Origin of the sequence: Salmonella sp. SAL04202 (assembly GCF_046550775.1) — a bacterium.
Lineage (GTDB): Bacteria > Pseudomonadota > Gammaproteobacteria > Enterobacterales > Enterobacteriaceae > Salmonella > Salmonella enterica.
Genome location: NZ_JBGDXK010000003.1, coordinates 430,522 through 450,049 on the forward strand (window position 1 = coordinate 430,522; position 19,528 = coordinate 450,049).

Here is a 19,528-nt window from a genome sequence, read left to right on the forward strand (position 1 = left end):
GTTAACGGCGATGAAATTCATGATGTTCAGAAAAATGTTCCCGCGCGGCGGCGCGTTGCTCGGTGTTTAAGTGACTGCCGCGACGACTTTCCAGGCCGCGTAGCTGTTGCGATTGCCATGACGGCGATCGACTGTCGTTCCCGCTAAACACATTGGCGTGCATATTCTGGCGAAATGCCTGACGCTGCTGCGGCGTAGAGGATTCAATACGCTGGCGGGCGGTGTCTCTCTGCTGCTGTGAAACAGGGTGCTGCTGGGCTTTAGCCTTCAGCTCGGAACGATGCTGCTGTGTGGTGGATTTATTCAGTGTCTGCTGCGCCGCCTCGCGACGACTGCTGTTTTGTGTTCCGTCATAGCCACGGTAATTATTACGCTGGGCAATTTGATTTAACTGCTGCGATGCCGCTTTGCGCTGTCTATCGCGGGATGTCTCGCCTGACAGGTTAGCGGGTGATGTATGGCTGCGTTGTTGGAATTGCGCCATGGCCGCCTGGCGCTGACTGTCGCGAGACACTGGCGCTTGCTGCGTTGCGCTTAACCCGCCGCTAACATTGGTGGGATGGAACCGTTGCGCAACGGTATTATTCGGATAGGGGACGCCATTGCGCCAGGCGGGATTATGCTGCCAGCCCATCGTTTGGCCCGGCAGGTTTTGCCCGGATATCCGGTTGAAATTATTGACATTGATGTTGATATTATCGCCATTGTGTTGGTAACCGTTACCACCATGATGGTAATCATCATCATGATGGTCGTCGTCATGGTGGTGATGATCGTCGTCATCCCAGTCTATGCTGCTGAACAACGCATAGGTGGTAGCGACGCCCAGACTATAACCAAAACCTTTAACAAAACTATCGGCAAACTGCTGCCCCGGAGGGGGCGGTAAATACACCGGCGGATAAGCGGTATTGGGCCAGGCGCCATACACCGTCGCGGGGTTATAGTTCGGCACGTACACCACCTGCGGATTCGCGGGTTCAATTTTGATGACGGTCGACGGTGTCGCTGGCGTACTGGCGGATGTGGTGGTGGTTGTTGTCGTCGTGACGGCGGTAGAAGCGCTGGACTTCGGCACGCTGGTGACGGTTTGCTGCGGCGTTGATTTTAGCGAACCGGTTTGTTGAGCGAGCAGACGCAACCTTTGCACCGCATCCATCACATCCTGTGGCTGGGCTAAGAACGCATCGCCCAGGTTTTGCACCCATTGCGGATTCTCGCCCATAAGCGCCATCAACTGGGGAAAGGCGACCAGCGATTTGACGCTGGGGTCCCACGGTTGGCTGGCCACCGCCTGAATAGCGGCATCGCCCTGCAGCGTGGGGTTATCCCGCGACCACTGGACGGCCTGAACCACGTTCGCCGGGTAGGTGGAGGCCATGAGCACCTGCGAAAGCAGGGCATCGGGATAAAGCGCGACAGGCGCGACCCATTGATCGATTTGCGCAGTGGTAAAGGTCGTTTTCGCGACAGGCGCGGGCACAGCGGTCTGCGTTTGCTCAGGGGCGGGAGCTGCCGCCTGCGCGGGCGCTTCGGGAGCGCGGCTTTTAACATACAGTACGCCCGAAGCGGCAAATAACCCGGCACTGCACATAAGGGCAATGAGATGGGGTTTAAAGGGCAACGTCATTTTATCTCTCCCGATTCCAGAGAATCGCTATGGTCATTATGCCTGCCGCCGACGGGGTGCAGTTTCGCGTGAGTATAAAGGGACGATAGTTTAATTTTTAGCTAATGTTGGGATCGATAACGTTAAGTGACGATCAAAGCACGAAATGAGGTAAGCATTTATGGCTGCAGCTCCCGTCTCAGTAGAGCATTAGACCATCCTTAACGATTCAGCCACTTTTTTATGTTGCTTTTTTGTAAACAGATTAACACTTAAAGAAAATCCTGTTATTGTGCCTTATGCGGTACCGGGCATTTACCCTACTAACTACTGTCTCACAGGAGCGTGAAGAGAATCGCCCATCAACAAAAGCGCCGCATTATGACAATGAGAGCGAGGAGATATCGTCGTGCTAGAAGAATACCGTAAGCACGTAGCTGAGCGTGCTGCCCAGGGGATTGTGCCGAAACCTTTAGACGCAACCCAAATGGCTGCGCTTGTCGAGCTGCTGAAGACCCCGCCTGTGGGCGAAGAAGAATTCCTGTTAGACCTGTTGATCAACCGCGTTCCTCCTGGCGTAGATGAAGCCGCTTATGTTAAAGCCGGTTTTCTCGCTGCTGTCGCGAAAGGCGACACCACCTCCCCGCTGGTCTCCCCAGAAAAAGCCATTGAACTGCTGGGCACCATGCAGGGTGGTTACAACATTCATCCTCTGATTGATGCGCTGGACGATGCGAAACTGGCGCCGATTGCGGCCAAAGCGCTGTCCCACACCCTGCTGATGTTCGATAACTTCTACGACGTAGAAGAGAAAGCCAAAGCGGGCAATGAATATGCCAAACAGGTGATGCAATCCTGGGCCGACGCCGAATGGTTCCTGAGCCGTCCGCCGCTGGCGGAAAAAATCACCGTCACCGTTTTCAAAGTGACCGGCGAAACGAATACCGACGATCTCTCTCCGGCGCCGGATGCGTGGTCGAGACCGGATATCCCGTTACATGCGCAGGCGATGCTGAAAAACGCCCGTGAAGGCATTGAGCCGGATCAGCCAGGCGTTGTCGGCCCCATCAAACAAATCGAAGCATTGCAGAAAAAAGGCTACCCGCTGGCCTACGTGGGCGACGTGGTGGGCACCGGTTCTTCCCGTAAATCCGCGACCAACTCCGTGCTGTGGTTCATGGGCGATGACATCCCGAACGTGCCGAACAAGCGCGGCGGCGGCCTGTGCCTCGGTGGCAAAATTGCGCCTATCTTCTTTAACACTATGGAAGATGCGGGCGCACTGCCGATTGAAGTTGACGTTTCTAACCTGAATATGGGCGATGTGATTGACGTCTACCCGTACAAAGGCGAAGTGCGTAACCACGAAACCGATGAACTGCTGGCAACCTTCGAACTGAAAACCGACGTGCTGATCGACGAAGTGCGTGCTGGTGGTCGTATCCCGCTGATTATCGGCCGTGGCCTGACCACCAAAGCGCGTGAAGCGCTGGGGCTGCCGCACTCAGACGTTTTCCGTCAGGCAAAAGACGTGGCGGAAAGCAGCCGTGGCTTCTCTCTGGCGCAGAAAATGGTCGGTCGCGCCTGTGGTGTGAAAGGTATCCGTCCGGGCGCGTACTGCGAACCGAAAATGACCTCCGTCGGTTCTCAGGATACTACCGGCCCGATGACCCGCGACGAGCTGAAAGACCTGGCCTGTCTGGGATTCTCCGCCGATCTGGTCATGCAGTCGTTCTGTCACACCGCAGCCTATCCGAAGCCGGTTGACGTCACCACGCACCACACGCTGCCAGACTTCATTATGAACCGTGGCGGTGTCTCTCTGCGTCCGGGCGACGGCGTGATTCACTCCTGGCTGAACCGTATGCTGCTGCCAGATACCGTGGGTACCGGCGGCGACTCCCATACCCGTTTCCCGATCGGTATCTCCTTCCCGGCGGGCTCTGGTCTGGTGGCGTTTGCCGCCGCGACCGGCGTGATGCCGCTGGATATGCCGGAATCCGTGCTGGTACGCTTCAAAGGCAAAATGCAGCCGGGCATCACCCTGCGCGATCTGGTCCATGCCATCCCGCTGTACGCCATCAAACAGGGCCTGCTGACCGTTGAGAAGAAAGGCAAGAAAAACATCTTCTCTGGCCGCATCCTGGAAATCGAAGGTCTGCCGGATCTGAAAGTGGAGCAGGCGTTTGAGCTGACCGATGCTTCTGCCGAGCGTTCCGCTGCGGGTTGTACCATCAAGTTGAACAAAGAGCCGATCATTGAATACCTGACCTCCAACATCGTCCTGCTGAAGTGGATGATTGCGGAAGGCTACGGCGACCGTCGTACGCTGGAACGCCGTATCCAGGGCATGGAAAAATGGCTGGCGGATCCGCAACTGCTGGAAGCCGATGCTGACGCAGAGTACGCGGCGGTGATCGACATCGATCTGGCGGATATCAAAGAGCCAATCCTGTGTGCGCCGAACGATCCGGACGACGCGCGTCTGCTGTCTGACGTGCAGGGCGAGAAGATCGACGAAGTGTTCATCGGTTCCTGCATGACCAACATCGGCCACTTCCGCGCGGCTGGTAAGCTGCTGGATAGCCACAAAGGCCAGTTGCCAACCCGCCTGTGGGTAGCGCCGCCAACCCGTATGGACGCTGCGCAGCTGACCGAAGAAGGTTACTACAGCGTGTTTGGTAAGAGCGGGGCGCGTATCGAGATCCCAGGCTGTTCCCTGTGTATGGGTAACCAGGCGCGTGTAGCCGACGGTGCGACGGTCGTCTCGACTTCAACCCGTAACTTCCCGAACCGTTTAGGTACCGGGGCGAACGTCTTCCTGGCTTCTGCGGAGCTGGCGGCGGTGGCGGCGCTTATCGGCAAACTGCCAACGCCGGAAGAGTACCAGACCTTTGTGGCGCAGGTGGATAAGACGGCGGTGGATACCTACCGTTACCTGAACTTCGACCAGCTCTCTCAGTACACTGAGAAAGCAGATGGCGTGATTTTCCAGACTGCGGTATAAAAGTGACTGGCCCGGATTTCCGGGCCAGTTTTTACAGCGAAGAATCGTAATAAAAATGGATATCCAGGTTTTCATCGGGCTTGAAGTTTTTTTGTTTAAACTCCAGGGTTAACGGATCAATTTGTTTTAGCGGGTAATTAAAGCAGGGGACGACCACTTCAGTCTCATCCTTCTTATGAATGCGCAAGGTAAAGTCGCCAATGACACCTTCTTTCCAGTTAGCGCCAGTTTTCAGAATATAGCCCAGATAGCCCCAGCCGATATTCGCGCTACCGTCTTCGTTTTTATATTTTATTCCTGCATCCAGCTGTTTTAACGCCTTGCGAGTGGCGGCGGTCAGGCATTGATCGCCGAGCTCATCACCAAGAAGACTGTCAAGGCTGTCAGGCACGCCGGTGGATTTACTGGGCGTGTATGAGTGGTGAATCACGATCTCCTTGCCCGCCGGAAAACGTTGTTGCCAGATAAAATATTGTTGAACGGCAATATTCAGATAGCCGTCATCAAACCACTCTGACGGTAATTGCTGTTTTCCCTCTTTATATCTTTCTTCAATAGAGGCTTTGCCCTCGCGATTGAGGACATGGCGTAGCTGTGGGATCGTCCAGCCGGTTTGCAGTAGTTTCGCCGTAATGTCTTCTTCACCTTTACCGCCTAAGTCATGGATGACTCGCCAGCGGGACTCGCTTTTAACCGGTTTACCGTCCACGCTGATCTTAAAGTTGGCAATACCTTCTGTGCGATCTCCCATATATCGTTGGGAAATAGCCGGCATCGGAAAGGCTACCGGAACGGTAATATCCTGCGCCGAATGATTAATAAATACATAATCGACATTGATACGATCGCTGGCAATCAACAATCGCTCTTTCGCCATGCTGATCTCATTTTGTTGCAGAAATTCAATGGAACCATTGGTTTCCCCGACCGCCGAGTCGTTTGCATAAGCATGATAACTGGTAATAAAACACAGGAGTACGCTCAGCCATTTAAAATATGTCATACCGGTGCATTCCATGTCCGAAACATAATCATTATCATAATCCGGCGAGTGCCGTTTTTCGAGGGAAGAAAAATGCGGTATTATTTATTTTTATTATTAATAATTTGCCAAAATACATTTGCCGAAGAAATAAAACCATTGCCACAAGGTGATACCTGGCGCAAATATATTGCCCTGTCGCTGCGCGATGAAGAAGGGCTTGAGGATGGGCTGTTTAACCTGCGGCGGATTGAAGCAAACAGTAGCATTGCTTACGTTTGTGGCTTAATAAAAGACAAAAACGATAATTTTCTGACGGATGGGCAAAATCAATATCATCTTTATGACCGTGTGATGGCGATAGGTTATCGCTGGAGTTGGGGCAGCGTTGTGCGCTTTGATAAAACCATTGCTTCGCCGCAGGATGTTCACTGCCATTATGGTAAAAACGTACCGTTAACGTCTGCGCTCTTACGTGAGCAGGTCGCCGCGCAAGGGCGCAAAAATATTTGCCAGCCGGTAAAAGCCAGCGACCCGCTGCGAAGCGATATTCTGAACGGCCTGCGCGCCAGTTATATTGGCGACAGCAATAGCTTAACTCTTAACGGCCCGCTGCCGACGGTAAAATTTATCGTCGAAGACCTTTGCGCCACGGAAGATTATGCTTACTTTTTGGGTAAGGCGACGGGAGATAAAACGAGTTTTTTTATCCATGATGACGCCAATAATCGGCTTCGCGTCGTGTTGAAAAAATCCCCGGATGGCGTGTGGCGCCCGCAGCCGGAAAACAACCTGCTGACACAACAATCTAAAGTGAGCGGCGGGTACTATAGCGATGGCACGCTGCGAGAAACCGATTTAGCGCAACTGGCGCAGGCGTGCAGGGTGGAGGGAGACACCGTTAACCTCACCGGCACGCTTCGCCAGCAGGGGGACGGCGAGTCCGCTTACTGGACCCTGACCCCGGATAGCCCCCTTACCTGCGTGCGCGATGCCAATAAGCAGCAGCCTGGCTGGAACCAGACGATGCAACTGGTGCTAACCCCACAAGAGCGGGAATCGCTCAACAATTTGGTCGGTAAAAAAGTCAGCGTCGGCGGCGATATTTTTCTGGCGCTGAGCGCCTCGCATCATACGCCGCTGTTACTGGATAATATTTTTCGCTTAACGGAAATAAAGTGAATGAGAAAGCTATGGGTTATAGGAATGCTATTGATGCTATGCGGCAACGCTGATGCGGCGGCTAAATTACAGTATTTACACGTTACTAACGGTGGGATGATGGCATTTTACGATGACGGTAACGCAAAAATGTGCGCGCGCTGCGAACCGATGGTGCAGAATCTCAAATCAATGAATAACAAGGCGCCTTATGCCCGTTGGAAACAGATGGGGGATGTCATAAAACTGAAGTCGCCAAATGGCGAGAGTGATTATAAATTTTACCAGCAGGGTGAAATTCTTTCTACCTGGTGGATTTTTAATTATAAGACGCTTCATGCGCTCGTGGATTTGAGTGAGTAAAGCGTTTTATGCCATCATTCGTACATAGACGATAAAGAATAAAACGTCACTGCCAAATTTTCCGCAGGCCGGAAATTTTTCTGCTTAAATTCCAGCGTAGTGGCGTTAACCCGCGTCAGCGGCGGCTGAAAGCAGGTGGTTATCGCATCGCCGTGAAGGCGCAGCGTAAACTCGCCGATGTCTCCCTCTTTCCACGCGGGATCACCGGTTAGCACCACATCCATCCGGTTTTGCCCCAAAGCGCCTGCCGGGCCTTGCGTCGCCATTAACTGATCCAGCGCCTGCTGTATTTGCTGGCGGTTTTCCGCCGTCGGGCAGGTGTTGTCATTGCCCAGCTCATCCGTTGACATTAGCGCGCTGAGTGACACGCTCGGGGTATAAACCTGGTGGATAGTCACCGCTTTCCCCGCCGGAAAGCTCTGCTGCCAGATGAAGTTGCGCTGGATAGTAAACTGCGGCTGATTATCCTTAAACCATTCCGGCGGCAGCGCCGGGAGATCCGCCGGAGGCGAAAATCCACCGTCGCTTAGCGCGGCGATCAGTTGCTCCACCGTCCAGCCAGCCTGCTGAAGTTTATCGGTGATCTCTTCCTGCGGAGCATTCAGTACTACGGTCCAGCGTGGTTGTGGGGTCACGATCTGACCATCGACGCGGATTTTAATGTTGCGGATGCCGGGGATGTAATCTTCGCCAACTTCGTTAACGTCGCTAAATGACAGCGGCGGCATGGGGAAAACGACAGGAACGGTAATATCCTGCGTGGTCGGATTCACAAACAAATAATCGGCATTAATCCGCTCGCGTTCAATTAACAGACGCTCTTTCGCCAGTTGAATATCGCTCTGTGCCAGTAAATGCAATGAACTATTCGCCACGGCCTCATTGGCTTGCGCCGGATAAGGCAATACTGCCAGCAATAACGGGAAACCGAACGCGATCTTTTTCATGAGCAAATGATTACTGATAATAACGCAAAGCGCTATTATGGCACCCTCAATGCAATTTTTCGACGGTCACGTTCATGCGTTATTTTTTATTGGTGTTGATGATGATTTGTTGCAATTTATATGCATCAGATATGTTCCCGCTGAAGCCTGATGAAAATCCACGCGGCGCTATTGCATTAACGCTACGCGAGGAGGTTGGGCTATTAAACGCCCGCTTCGATATCAAGCGGATTGAAATCAACGAGACGCGCGAACTGGCCTATTTTTGCGGCCTGCTAAAAGATACTGACGGTCAGTATATTAAAGATGAAGATGATAAATATTATCTCTTCGATCGTATTCTGCTGGACAGCGGTACCGAAGGGTGGGTGAGTACGGTTTACCTGGATGAAGAGTTTAGCGCGCCGGAGCAAGCAAAGTGCCACTTTGCCGGGAATGTTGACCTGAAGTCACAGGAATTACGCGCGCTGGTGAAACAGTACGGGCGCATCGCAGCTTGCCTGCCGGTAGAAAAAGGCGATCCGTTGCGCACGCAACTGCTTGACGCGGTACGTGAAAACTACGTTGGCGATCTTAATCGTAAAACAACGCTGAATAATACGCCTGTGCCATCCTTCGTGGTGACGCAGCTATGCGCGGCGCAAAAATATGCCTATTTTTGTGGCGAACCTGCCAATGCCGATGCTGACTGGTATAGTCAGGATAGTAAAAAGCTGGATGTGGTATTGCAGAAAGACGCTAATAACACATGGTGGTTGCCCGTTCCTCAATTTCAGGGCATTAGTCGCCAAAGCTCACTGGCCTGGTGTAACCACAGCACCGACATTTTGCCAGTCAAAACGGTTGAAGAAATGGCGAAAAAACGGCAACAGCGTTGCGTGCGGGAAGGCGATACCGTGTCATTGCGCGGAATACTGGCAGAGCAAAAAAGCGGCGCGCAGCGTTATTGGGTGGTTAAACTCGAAGAACCGTTAACCTGCGTCCAGGATGCCGACATGCAGACAGCCGACTGGAATGGGCAAGTGCAACTCTTGTTGAGCGATGAGATCATAGAAAGAGTTAAAGTACAGTACGGCGACGATTTGTTAAACCAAGAAATTGTTGTCACAGGTGATGTTTTACTGGCATTAAGTTCAGATCACCACACGCCACTGGTACTGGAGAATATTGTGGAACTCATGCCCGTGATGGAGGGGCCGGGCTGGTGATGTGAGACTCTCCATTTTTAATGACTGCGTTATTCCGGCGCATAATAAAAGGTCATCGACAGATCGTTTTCCGGCTTCTGCGAGGCTGGCGGCGGTGGATACCTACCGTTACCTGAGCTTCGACCAGCTCTCTCAGTACACTGAGAAAGCGGACGGCGTGATTTTCCAGACGGCGGTGTAACAGAGACGGGCCCGGATTTCCGGGCCCGAATGGCGCTTCTTATTTATTATTACGCTTCACTTCCCGTAGCCCCGGCAAATACGTAATTACCCCGCCCATTATTGCCCCGGCTACAATCGCTGGAATAAGCATAATCAATACTTCACCATATATTAATGGTAGTATGCTTATGTCAAAACCATATCGCGCAAAATTAAACAGCGTCGTGATCAGACCACCTGCAATGGCGCAAAGGATCATCCTGTTAATTATTTTTTGATATAATTTCAGGGGTATCAGCGCGCAGGCGACACCGGTTAACCATGCGGGGAGGAGACTGTATATCCAGCCGGTAATAATCACTAATTCTGGTATTGTTCTGCAGAAATAGAACAAAAATGAGTCTGGTCCGCCAATAATGGCGGGTAAAAAGTTTATGATACCTATCGCGATGGCTGCGCCTATTAACGGCCCAAACAGAATAAACCAACCGCTATGATAAATTATTCGTCGAAATACAGACATAATGTATCCTTCCTGAATTTTCCTTCAACCGTCTGACAAAAAATACAACTCACTACGGCTTCTCTGCTGATATCGCCCATTGCTGGAGCTCAGTTGAAAAGCGCTTATCAAGTAGCCAACAATTTCATGACAACGACCCGGATGATAAGGAAGCGTCTGAAAGACTAGCAGGCGTCGGCGTGGGCAGGGTATTGATGATTTCTGAAAAAACGCCAGAGGGACACCGGGCTGGTAATGCTATAACTGGATGAGGGGCAGCCATTTTTAATGACTGCGCTCTTCCGGCACATAATAAAAGTTCATCTAAACGGCGCGCTGCCTGATGTGAAATTTGTCGTCGAGTTTTCGCTTAACGGAGATTAAGTGAATGTAATCGTGATCGATGATGGACATTTCCTTGCGGCAATGCCTATATCCCCAGCACTTCCGGCACCAGCTCTTCCAGTTGCCTGACCAGCTCAGGGTCCATATAGCGGTAGTCATCGGGGATATCGAGTACGTGCAGGGGCTTATTTTCAATAATACGGCGATATTCAGCCATCAACCGGTCTTTATGTTTCTGCTCCATAACGCAGATAACGTCAGCCCACTGAAGTAACCCGCACGACACGCTTTTTTTGGCGTTGCGGCTGGTGCCGGCGGAACGGACGCTAAGGCCGGGATAGCGGCGGAACACCTGCTCCGCCGTGGGGCTGCGCCATTGATTACGGCTGCATATGAAAAGCACATTCATTAAATAAATACTCTTCCAGATCGCGCTTCGCTAACGGCGAGTTTGTCAGTCGTGGAGACTCAATACCCCACGGTGCGGCACGTAGCACTTTGTCGGAGCGCGTGTAGATATATTGAAGCGCTAGAGTGACTTTCTGTATGAATAATAAACCGTTTTGGCATTTTTATTTTATCTTTTGTGCGCCCCGCTGTTTTTCTTTCACCGTGCTGCGATAATTACCTCAAGGCGCAATGCGGTATTGGCGCATTGCCAGGGCAGAGGAAAACAATTATGGATTACGAATTTCTGCGCGACGTTACCGGAGGGGTAAAAGTACGAATGTCGATGGGCCACGAGGTGGTCGGTCACTGGTTTAATGAAGAGGTTAAAGACAATCTCTCGCTACTGGATGAAGTAGAACAAGCCGCGCGTACGGTCAAAGGCAGCGAACGCTCCTGGCAACGAGCAGGGCATGAATACACGATCTGGATGGACGGCGAAGAAGTGATGATTCGCGCCAATCAGCTGGATTTTTCCGGCGATGAGATGGAAGAGGGGATGAGTTATTACGATGAAGAGAGTTTATCCCTGTGCGGCATGGAGGATTTTCTACGGGTCGTCGCCGCGTATCGGGAATTCGTCAGTAAAGCCTGACCCTCTCTTCGTTATTGTCCCGCAACGCCAGTCGACGGACAGTTGGGGGCGGTAGTGGAAACGAAATCACCACACATTCCAGCCGGGAGTATCCCGGCTTTTTTATAGCAGAATGATTTTTTGATTTTTATTAATCATTTTAAAACTGTGATCTGACGCATTTGTGATCTTAATTTGATTGAATATAATCGTTATGATTTCATTCAATCACAACAAGCAACAGGCGGTAAGACCATGAACATCAAAAAAGCAATAGAGCGCGTACCCGGCGGCATGATGGTCGTACCGCTCGTTATTGGCGCAGTCATTAACACCTTCGCTCCACAGGCGCTTGAGATCGGCGGTTTTACCACCGCCTTATTTAAAAACGGCGCGGCGCCGCTGATTGGCGCTTTTCTGCTGTGTATGGGAGCCGGTATTAGTGTGAAAGCCGCACCCCAGGCGTTATTGCAGGGCGGGACGATTACGCTCACTAAGTTGCTTGTCGCCATCGGCATTGGCCTGGGCGTGGAGCATCTTTTCGGCGCGGAGGGTATTTTTGGCCTGAGCGGCGTGGCGATTATCGCGGCGATGAGCAATTCGAATGGCGGACTTTATGCTGCGCTGGTAGGCGAATTCGGCAATGAGCGCGACGTCGGCGCTATCTCTATTTTGTCTCTTAATGATGGCCCTTTCTTTACGATGATTGCGCTGGGCGCGGCAGGGATGGCGAACATTCCCATTATGGCGCTGGTGGCGGTGCTGGTTCCGCTGGTTGTCGGCATGATCCTCGGCAATCTTGATCCTCATATGCGCGATTTTTTGACCAAAGGCGGCCCGCTGCTCATTCCTTTCTTTGCTTTTGCGCTGGGGGCGGGCATCAACCTGGAAATGTTACTGCAAGGCGGACTTGCCGGAATTCTGCTCGGCGTGCTGACAACGTTCGTTGGCGGTTTTTTTAATATTCGCGCAGATCGTCTGGTTGGCGGAACTGGCATTGCCGGGGCGGCGGCCTCCAGCACCGCGGGTAATGCCGTTGCGACGCCGCTGGCTATTGCGCAGGCCGACCCTTCGCTCGCCGAGGTGGCCGCTGCTGCCGCTCCGCTGATTGCCGCCTCGGTGATCACCACGGCAATCCTGACGCCAGTGTTGACCTCCTGGGTTGCGAAAAAACAGGCGCGTCAGGCTTCTTTGGAGAAAAACGCATGAAAATGATAGTTATCGCCGATGATTTTACCGGATCGAATGATACCGGCGTCCAGTTGGCGAAGAAGGGGGCGAGAACGGAAGTCATGTTGAGCGCGTCGCAAAAACCGTCCCGCCGCGCCGATGTGTTAGTCATTAACACCGAAAGCCGGGCGATGCCCGCAGATCAGGCGGCATCTGCCGTTTATGCCGCGCTTTCGCCGTGGTGTGAGACATCGCCAGCGCCGCTGGTGTACAAAAAAATCGACTCTACATTTCGCGGCAATATCGGCGCCGAAGTGACGGCGGCCATGCGCGCCAGTCAGCGAAAACTGGCCGTTATCGCCGCCGCGATCCCTGCGGCCGGACGCACGACGCTTGAAGGAAAATGTCTGGTTAATGGCGTCCCGCTACTGGAAACCGAATTTGCCAGCGATCCGAAAACGCCCATTGTCTCTTCCCGTATTGCCGAGATAGTGGCGTTGCAAAGTGAGATCCCTGTGTATGAAGTCTTTTTGCAGGATGTCCGACGCGGCGGGTTAAGCGCCTTACTTACGGCTTATGCGGCTGAGGGCGAAGGGATTATCGTCGTGGATGCGGTAGAAGAGCGGGACCTGACGTTGATTGCGCAAGCGGCGTGCGAACAACCGTCGATGCCGCTGCTCGTCGGCGCAGCTGGTCTGGCGAATGCGTTGCCGGTTGAACTTTTTATGCAAGACCGGCAGCGGCTGCCGGTGCTGGTGGTGGCCGGTTCGATGAGCGAAGCCACGCGACGTCAGGTGGCTAATGCGCTGTGCCGGGGACGTGCGGAGGTCGTGGATATTGATGCCGCGCGCATGGTGTCGGATAGCGCGGAGCAGGAAATCGCGTCTGTCGTAGAGCAGGCCTGCGCGCTGTTAAGTCAGCATCGACATACGATTTTACGCACCAGCCGTCGCGCAGAAGATCGACAGTTAATCGACGCGCTGTGCGAAAAATCCGCGATGAGCCGTCAGCAATTGGGCGAGCGACTGAGCCAGCGGCTTGGCGTCGTCACGTTAAACATTATCGAGCAGGCGCGGATTGGCGGGTTGTTTCTGACCGGCGGCGATATCGCTACCGCCGTCGCCGGCGCACTTGGCGCTGAAGGTTATCGCATTCAGAGCGAGGTGGCGCCCTGTATTCCCTGTGGAACGTTTGTAAACAGCGAAATTGACGATCTGCCGGTCATTACCAAAGCGGGCGGATTCGGTTCAGACAGTACGTTGTGTGACGCGCTTTATTATATTGAGGAGATGTATTGTGGAGACTAAAACCGTTGCCATTACCATGGGCGATCCAGCGGGCATTGGGCCGGAAATTATTGTTAAAGCGCTAAGCGAAGACGGTCTCAACGGCGCGCCGCTGGTGGTTATTGGATGCCTCGCAACGTTGAAACGTTTACAGGCGAAGGGCATCACGCCGAACGTCGAGTTACGGGCCATTGAACGGGTCGCCGAAGCGCGTTTTGCGCCCGGCATCATTCATGTGATTGATGAGCCGCTGGCGCAGCCGGAGGCGCTGGAGGCCGGGAAAGTTCAGGCGCAGGCGGGGGATTTAGCGTATCGCTGCGTGAAGCGCGCCACCGAGTTAGCGTTACGGGGCGACGTACAGGCTATCGCTACCGCGCCGCTGAATAAAGAGGCGCTGCACCTGGCAGGGCACAACTATCCGGGCCATACCGAGCTGCTCGCGACCCTGACCCATAGCCGCGATTACGCGATGGTACTTTACACCGATAAACTAAAAGTGATTCACGTTTCAACGCATATCGCGCTGCGTAAATTCCTTGATACGTTAAGTACCACGCGTGTCGAAACGGTGATTGGTATTGCTGATACTTTCCTCAAGCGTGTGGGTTACGTTAAACCGCGTATCGCCGTGGCAGGCGTGAATCCTCATGCGGGCGAGAATGGCCTGTTTGGCGATGAAGAGACGCGTATCCTGACGCCAGCCATTACCGATGCCCGTGCAAAAGGTATGGACGTTTATGGGCCGTGTCCGCCGGATACTGTATTTCTCCAGGCTTATGAGGGGCAGTATGATATGGTGGTGGCGATGTATCATGACCAGGGACATATCCCGTTGAAATTGCTTGGCTTTTATGATGGCGTGAATATCACCGCGGGGCTGCCGTTTATTCGGACCTCTGCCGATCATGGCACCGCATTTGATATCGCCTGGACGGGAAAAGCAAAATCTGAGAGCATGGCCGTATCGATCAAACTGGCAATGCAACTGGCATAATTCCCTGTTATGAAAGGACAACACCGTCTGGATCTCATTGTGGCGTATCTGAAAAACCATACGCTGGTTACGGTAGAACAGCTGGTTGAGGCGGTTGACGCATCGCCAGCCACTATCCGTCGCGATTTGATCAAGCTGGATGAGCAGGGCGTGATCAGCCGTAGTCATGGCGGCGTGGCGCTGCGGCGTTTTGAACCCGCCCAGCCCACCACCAATGAAAAACAACTGCGATCGCCCGCTGAAAAACGGGCGATCGCACGCGTTGCCGCATCGCTGGTGAATGCTGGCGATGCCGTCGTGCTGGATGCCGGTACGACAATGATGGAACTGGCGAAATGCTTAACCCATCTTCCGCTGCGGGTCATCACCGTCGATCTGCATATTGCGCTGTTTTTAGCTGAGTTCCGGCAAATTGAAGTGACGATTGTCGGCGGTCGTATCGATGACAGCAGTCAGTCCTGTATCGGTGAGCATGGGCGCAAGCTGTTGCGCAGCGTTTACCCGAACATCGCGTTTATGAGCTGTAATTCATGGGGGGTAAAAACGGGCGTGACGACCCCAACGGAAGATAAGGCCGGGCTTAAACAGGAGATTATTGCTAATGCGCAGCGCAAAGTGTTGCTGGCGGACAGCAGTAAGTATGGCGCGCATTCGCTCTTTAATGTGGTGCCGCTTGAGCGCTTTAATGATGTGATTACTGACGTCAATCTGCCGCCGTCAGCACAGGTTGAACTGAAAGGGCGCGCTTTTGCGCTAACGCTGGTGCAGCCGGAGTGACAGCGCCGTCAGGCGCTGCCAGTGGTGAATCAGACCGCAGAAATATTGCGGCCGTAGTAAATCTCGCGCATCTCTTTCCACAGCGCGGCGGTGATCTCCTGGCGTTCGGTTTCAGTGAGATCTTCCGGTTTGGTGTGAAACATGTAGTGCTTAAGATCGAACTCTTTAAGCAGCATCTTGGTATGGAAAATATTTTCCTGATACACGTTTACATCCACCATGTCATACAGCGACTTCATATCTTCCGACATAAAATTCTGAATAGAATTAATCTCATGATCGATAAAGTGCTTCATACCGTTGACGTCGCGCGTAAAGCCGCGCACGCGGTAATCGATGGTGACAATATCGGACTCTAGCTGGTGGATCAGGTAATTGAGCGCTTTTAGCGGTGAAATCACCCCGCAGGTTGACACTTCGATGTCGGCGCGAAAGGTACAAAGCCCGCCTTCCGGATGGCTTTCCGGATAGGTATGCACGCAGATATGGCTCTTATCGAGGTGCGCCACCACGGTTTCCGGCAGCGGGCCGGGATGTTCGGTTTGATCGATAAGTTTCGGGTCGACTGGCTCTTCGCTAACCAGAATCGTGACGCTGGCGCCCTGGGGTTCATAATCCTGACGGGCGATGTTCAGGATGTTCGCGCCGATAATGGAGCAGGTCTCCGACAGGATCTCGGTCAGTCGGTTGGCGTTATAGAGTTCATCGATATAGGCGATATAGCCATCGCGCTCTTCTGCGGTTTTGGCATAGCAGATATCGTAAATACAAAAACTCAGGCTTTTCGTCAGATTGTTAAAGCCATGCAGTTTCAGCTTTTTCAATTTTTATCACCTCCTTAACGTCACTGTGCGGACAGTGCGTCATGTAGATATTGCGGTAGCGCAAATGCAGCGGCATGAATAGCCGGGTTGTAATAGCGACATTTGAGGCCGGCGGCATGAAAACGCGCCTGAATAATTTCGCTCGACAGGTGACGAAGAGCGTCGTTGTCCGTCGCCCAGGCGAAGGTCATAATGCCGCCGTAATAGGTCGGAATCGCCGCCTGGTAGAAGCCGACATCGCTGAAGTAATGACTCAGCTTGCGGTGGCTGTCGAGCGCTTCATCCTGTTGCAGGAAGCACACGCCGTTCTGGGCGACAAAAATGCCGCCCGGATTCAGGCAACGCTTACAGCCTTCATAAAAGGCGGAGGTAAACAGGCTTTCGCCGGGGCCTATCGGATCGGTACAGTCGGAAATGATCACATCAAAGGTCTGATGGGTCTGATTGACGAAATTCACGCCGTCGTCGATTACCAGCGTAAAGCGCGGATCGTCGTAGCTGCCGGCATTGTGGTTGGGTAAATACTGGCGGCAAAACGAGACTACGCCAGCGTCGATCTCCACCATGGTGATGGTTTCGACGTTTTTATGCCGGGTAACTTCACGTAGCATTGCGCCGTCGCCGCCGCCGATAATCAGAACGTGTTTCGCATGACCGTGCGCCAGCAGCGGGACGTGGGTCATCATTTCATGATAAATAAACTCGTCGCGTTCGGTGGTCTGTACCACGCCGTCCAGCGCCATCACGCGGCCAAAAGCGGCGTTTTCAAAGATGATTAAATCCTGGTGGTCGGTTTTTTCATGATACAGAACGTTGTCTACGGCAAAGTACTGACCAAACTGGTCGTGTAGCGTTTCATGCCACATCGTATTTTCGGCCATTGGCTGATACCTCCATTGTTAACACCCGTAAAAAAAGGGCGCAACATCATAGCTAACAATGACCGTGGATGCACGGTCATTATTTCAGCAATAGGATCGCGGAGGATTATTTAACGTAGGCTAACAGGCTCAGAGAATCGCGGGCCAGAGCTTTGCATTTTTTAGCGACCGGAATACCGATGCCGCTAAGATCGCGGTAGCTGTCTTCGCCCAACGATTTCATATCGAAGGTGTCGTAGTTACTCAGGTCCCACTGATTTTGCTGGGCAAAAAAGACCAGCGCACGGCGAATCTGACTGTTGGGTAAATTTTGGTAACCACAGTCATTTTTCAGAAAAACGAAAACTGCCGTTAAATCGGCCATATCTTCAGCTTCGGATTCAGTAAGCGCATAGCTATTTGCGCATAAGGCCATCAGGCTGCCAAACAACACGGGTCTGAAAAACGTCTTCATTGCTTCTACCACGGCATCAGGGAAAGTCAACGTTAGCATACTGAGAACGTAGCGACGACTTTTATTATCAGGATTGGTCGCGGCGTTTTCATTCTTATTGTATTGCTGTCAGGAATGGTAAAGACGTGTTGCTGGCTTGACCTTCCCGTTAGGGCAGGGTCTAAGCTTAGACACCCGCCTGTTCATTATAAGGAAATGATTATGTTACGCCGTGATTTCTTAAAATATTCAGTGGCGCTGGGGGTTGCATCAGCGCTGCCGCTGTGGAGCCGCGCCGCTTTTGCCGCCGAACGTCCCGCGTTGCCTATTCCTGACCTGTTAACGGCAGATGCGAGCAACCGTATGCAGTTAATTGTTAAAGCCGGACAGTCGACATTCGCCGGTAAGAACGCGACAACCTGGGGCTACAACGGTAATTTGCTGGGGCCAGCGGTACAGCTTCACAAAGGAAAAAGCGTGACCGTTGATATCCATAACCAACTGGCCGAAGACACGACGCTTCACTGGCATGGTCTGGAGATTCCGGGCATCGTCGACGGCGGCCCGCAGGGGATTATTCCCGCAGGCGGAACCCGCACGGTGACGTTTACGCCGCAGCAACGCGCCGCGACCTGCTGGATTCATCCGCACAAACACGGCAAAACCGGGCGCCAGGTGGCGATGGGCCTTGCCGGACTGGTGCTGATTGAAGATGACGAGATTCGCAAATTGCGCCTGCCGAAACAGTGGGGCATCGACGATGTGCCGGTGATCATTCAGGACAAACGCTTCTCCGCCGATGGCCAGATTGATTATCAACTGGATATTATGACCGCCGCCGTCGGCTGGTTTGGCGATACGCTGCTGACCAATGGCGCTATCTATCCGCAGCATTCCGCGCCGAAAGGCTGGCTACGTCTGCGCTTGCTAAATGGCTGTAATGCGCGTTCTCTGAATATCGCCGCCAGCGATAATCGCCCGCTTTATGTGATCGCCAGCGACGGCGGCCTGCTGGCGGAGCCAGTGAAAGTCACCGAACTGCCGTTATTAATGGGCGAGCGTTTTGAAGTGCTGGTGGATATCAGCGACGGGAAAGCCTTTGACCTGGTGACGCTGCCGGTCAGCCAGATGGGAATGGCGATCGCTCCGTTTGATAAACCGCATCCGGTGATGCGTATCCAGCCGCTGCGGATTACCGCCTCCGGTACGCTGCCGGATACGTTGACGACGATGCCGGCGCTGCCGTCGCTGGAAGGGCTGACGGTGCGCAACCTGAAACTGTCGATGGACCCACGCCTTGATATGATGGGGATGCAAATGCTGATGAAGAAATATGGCGCTCAGGCGATGAGCGGCATGGATCATGACAACATGAACGCGCATATGCAGGGCGGCAATATGGGGCATGGCGAGATGGATCATGGCAACATGGATCACAGCGGGATGAATCATGGCGCGATGGGCAATATGAATCACGGCGGAAAATTCGACTTCCATAACGCTAACTTTATCAACGGCCAGGTCTTCGATATGAACAAACCGATGTTCGCGGCGCAAAAAGGCCGACATGAACGTTGGGTGATTTCCGGCGTGGGCGACATGATGCTGCATCCTTTCCATATTCACGGCACGCAGTTCCGTATTCTGTCAGAGAACGGCAAAGCGCCAGCAGCGCACAGAACGGGCTGGAAGGATACGGTACGCGTTGAGGGCGGTATCAGCGAAGTGTTGGTCAAGTTCGATCACGACGCGCCGAAGGAACATGCCTATATGGCGCACTGTCATCTGTTAGAACATGAAGATACGGGAATGATGTTAGGATTTACGGTCTGACTGATGTCTGTGACGCAGGCCGG

18 protein-coding genes and 1 pseudogene are annotated in these 19,528 nt (G+C 53.0%); 11 read left to right on the top strand and 8 right to left on the bottom strand.

Annotation, left to right across the window (positions count from 1 at the left end; genetic code table 11):
* Window position 1: 1 nt before the first annotated feature.
* Window positions 2-1,630, bottom strand: a complete 1,629-nt coding sequence (locus ACLJQJ_RS15785) for a DUF3300 domain-containing protein (RefSeq protein ID WP_063809443.1) — start codon at window positions 1,628-1,630, stop codon at window positions 2-4.
* Window positions 1,631-2,018: 388 nt separating this feature from the next.
* Between ACLJQJ_RS15785 and acnB the strand changes: the two genes are divergently transcribed.
* On the top strand, window positions 2,019-4,616 hold the full coding sequence (gene acnB, locus ACLJQJ_RS15790; protein WP_021294366.1) for a bifunctional aconitate hydratase 2/2-methylisocitrate dehydratase: 2,598 nt from the start codon (window positions 2,019-2,021) through the stop codon (window positions 4,614-4,616).
* A 31-nt stretch (window positions 4,617-4,647) separates the two neighbouring features.
* Here acnB and ACLJQJ_RS15795 read toward each other — a convergent pair whose 3' ends face one another.
* Window positions 4,648-5,619, bottom strand: a complete 972-nt coding sequence (locus ACLJQJ_RS15795; RefSeq protein WP_063809442.1) for a DUF4424 family protein — start codon at window positions 5,617-5,619, stop codon at window positions 4,648-4,650.
* A gap of 138 nt (window positions 5,620-5,757) precedes the next feature.
* Between ACLJQJ_RS15795 and ACLJQJ_RS15800 the strand changes: the two genes are divergently transcribed.
* Window positions 5,758-6,780, top strand: a complete 1,023-nt coding sequence (locus ACLJQJ_RS15800) for a DUF4431 domain-containing protein (RefSeq protein ID WP_223195066.1) — start codon at window positions 5,758-5,760, stop codon at window positions 6,778-6,780.
* A complete protein-coding gene (locus ACLJQJ_RS15805) occupies window positions 6,781-7,122 on the top strand; it encodes a hypothetical protein (RefSeq protein WP_017441548.1) in 342 nt (113 codons plus the stop codon).
* Window positions 7,123-7,136: 14 nt separating this feature from the next.
* Here the strand turns inward: ACLJQJ_RS15805 and ACLJQJ_RS15810 are convergent, their stop codons facing one another.
* Window positions 7,137-8,069, bottom strand: coding sequence for a DUF4424 family protein (locus ACLJQJ_RS15810; RefSeq protein ID WP_063809441.1), 933 nt, complete (start codon window positions 8,067-8,069; stop codon window positions 7,137-7,139).
* 74 nt (window positions 8,070-8,143) lie between these two features.
* Between ACLJQJ_RS15810 and ACLJQJ_RS15815 the strand changes: the two genes are divergently transcribed.
* Window positions 8,144-9,277 carry a DUF4431 domain-containing protein gene (locus ACLJQJ_RS15815; protein WP_023223792.1) on the top strand — a complete coding sequence of 378 codons (1,134 nt, stop codon included), beginning with the start codon at window positions 8,144-8,146 and terminating at the stop codon, window positions 9,275-9,277.
* Window positions 9,278-9,365: 88 nt separating this feature from the next.
* Window positions 9,366-9,458, top strand: a pseudogene (locus ACLJQJ_RS15820) (hypothetical protein); the annotation flags it as partial.
* A gap of 39 nt (window positions 9,459-9,497) precedes the next feature.
* Here the strand turns inward: ACLJQJ_RS15820 and ACLJQJ_RS15825 are convergent.
* Complete coding sequence (locus tag ACLJQJ_RS15825; protein ID WP_000110435.1) at window positions 9,498-9,962, bottom strand: membrane protein; 465 nt, start codon at window positions 9,960-9,962, stop codon at window positions 9,498-9,500.
* Between the two features lie 409 nt (window positions 9,963-10,371).
* Window positions 10,372-10,695: a low molecular weight protein tyrosine phosphatase family protein gene (locus tag ACLJQJ_RS15830; RefSeq protein WP_001101536.1), complete on the bottom strand. Its 324-nt coding sequence runs from the start codon at window positions 10,693-10,695 to the stop codon at window positions 10,372-10,374.
* A gap of 270 nt (window positions 10,696-10,965) precedes the next feature.
* Between ACLJQJ_RS15830 and yacL the strand changes: the two genes are divergently transcribed.
* From yacL to ACLJQJ_RS15855, 5 genes are all read left to right on the top strand, one after another.
* On the top strand, window positions 10,966-11,328 hold the full coding sequence (gene yacL / locus ACLJQJ_RS15835; protein WP_000384308.1) for a protein YacL: 363 nt from the start codon (window positions 10,966-10,968) through the stop codon (window positions 11,326-11,328).
* A gap of 234 nt (window positions 11,329-11,562) precedes the next feature.
* On the top strand, window positions 11,563-12,516 hold the full coding sequence (locus tag ACLJQJ_RS15840; RefSeq protein WP_001022089.1) for a 2-keto-3-deoxygluconate permease 1: 954 nt from the start codon (window positions 11,563-11,565) through the stop codon (window positions 12,514-12,516).
* Window positions 12,513-13,784, top strand: coding sequence for a D-threonate kinase (gene dtnK, locus ACLJQJ_RS15845; protein WP_063809439.1), 1,272 nt, complete (start codon window positions 12,513-12,515; stop codon window positions 13,782-13,784). Before ACLJQJ_RS15840 ends, dtnK begins: the two co-directional genes overlap by 4 nt.
* A complete protein-coding gene (locus ACLJQJ_RS15850) occupies window positions 13,774-14,757 on the top strand; it encodes a D-threonate 4-phosphate dehydrogenase (protein ID WP_000448749.1) in 984 nt (327 codons plus the stop codon). Before dtnK ends, ACLJQJ_RS15850 begins: the two co-directional genes overlap by 11 nt.
* A gap of 9 nt (window positions 14,758-14,766) precedes the next feature.
* Window positions 14,767-15,534 (top strand): DeoR/GlpR family DNA-binding transcription regulator, encoded by a 768-nt coding sequence (locus tag ACLJQJ_RS15855; protein ID WP_000678254.1) that lies wholly within the window; start codon window positions 14,767-14,769, stop codon window positions 15,532-15,534.
* A 29-nt stretch (window positions 15,535-15,563) separates the two neighbouring features.
* Here the strand turns inward: ACLJQJ_RS15855 and speD are convergent, their stop codons facing one another.
* From speD to ACLJQJ_RS15870, 3 genes are all read right to left on the bottom strand, one after another.
* Window positions 15,564-16,358 carry an adenosylmethionine decarboxylase gene (gene speD, locus ACLJQJ_RS15860; protein WP_000734293.1) on the bottom strand — a complete coding sequence of 265 codons (795 nt, stop codon included), beginning with the start codon at window positions 16,356-16,358 and terminating at the stop codon, window positions 15,564-15,566.
* A gap of 20 nt (window positions 16,359-16,378) precedes the next feature.
* Entirely contained in the window at window positions 16,379-17,239 is an 861-nt protein-coding gene (speE, locus tag ACLJQJ_RS15865; protein ID WP_000829968.1) for a polyamine aminopropyltransferase, read from the bottom strand.
* A gap of 106 nt (window positions 17,240-17,345) precedes the next feature.
* Window positions 17,346-17,693 (bottom strand): YacC family pilotin-like protein, encoded by a 348-nt coding sequence (locus ACLJQJ_RS15870; RefSeq protein WP_000846613.1) that lies wholly within the window; start codon window positions 17,691-17,693, stop codon window positions 17,346-17,348.
* A 201-nt stretch (window positions 17,694-17,894) separates the two neighbouring features.
* Between ACLJQJ_RS15870 and cueO the strand changes: the two genes are divergently transcribed.
* Window positions 17,895-19,505 carry a multicopper oxidase CueO gene (gene cueO / locus ACLJQJ_RS15875; RefSeq protein ID WP_000946056.1) on the top strand — a complete coding sequence of 537 codons (1,611 nt, stop codon included), beginning with the start codon at window positions 17,895-17,897 and terminating at the stop codon, window positions 19,503-19,505.
* Window positions 19,506-19,528: the final 23 nt, after the last annotated feature.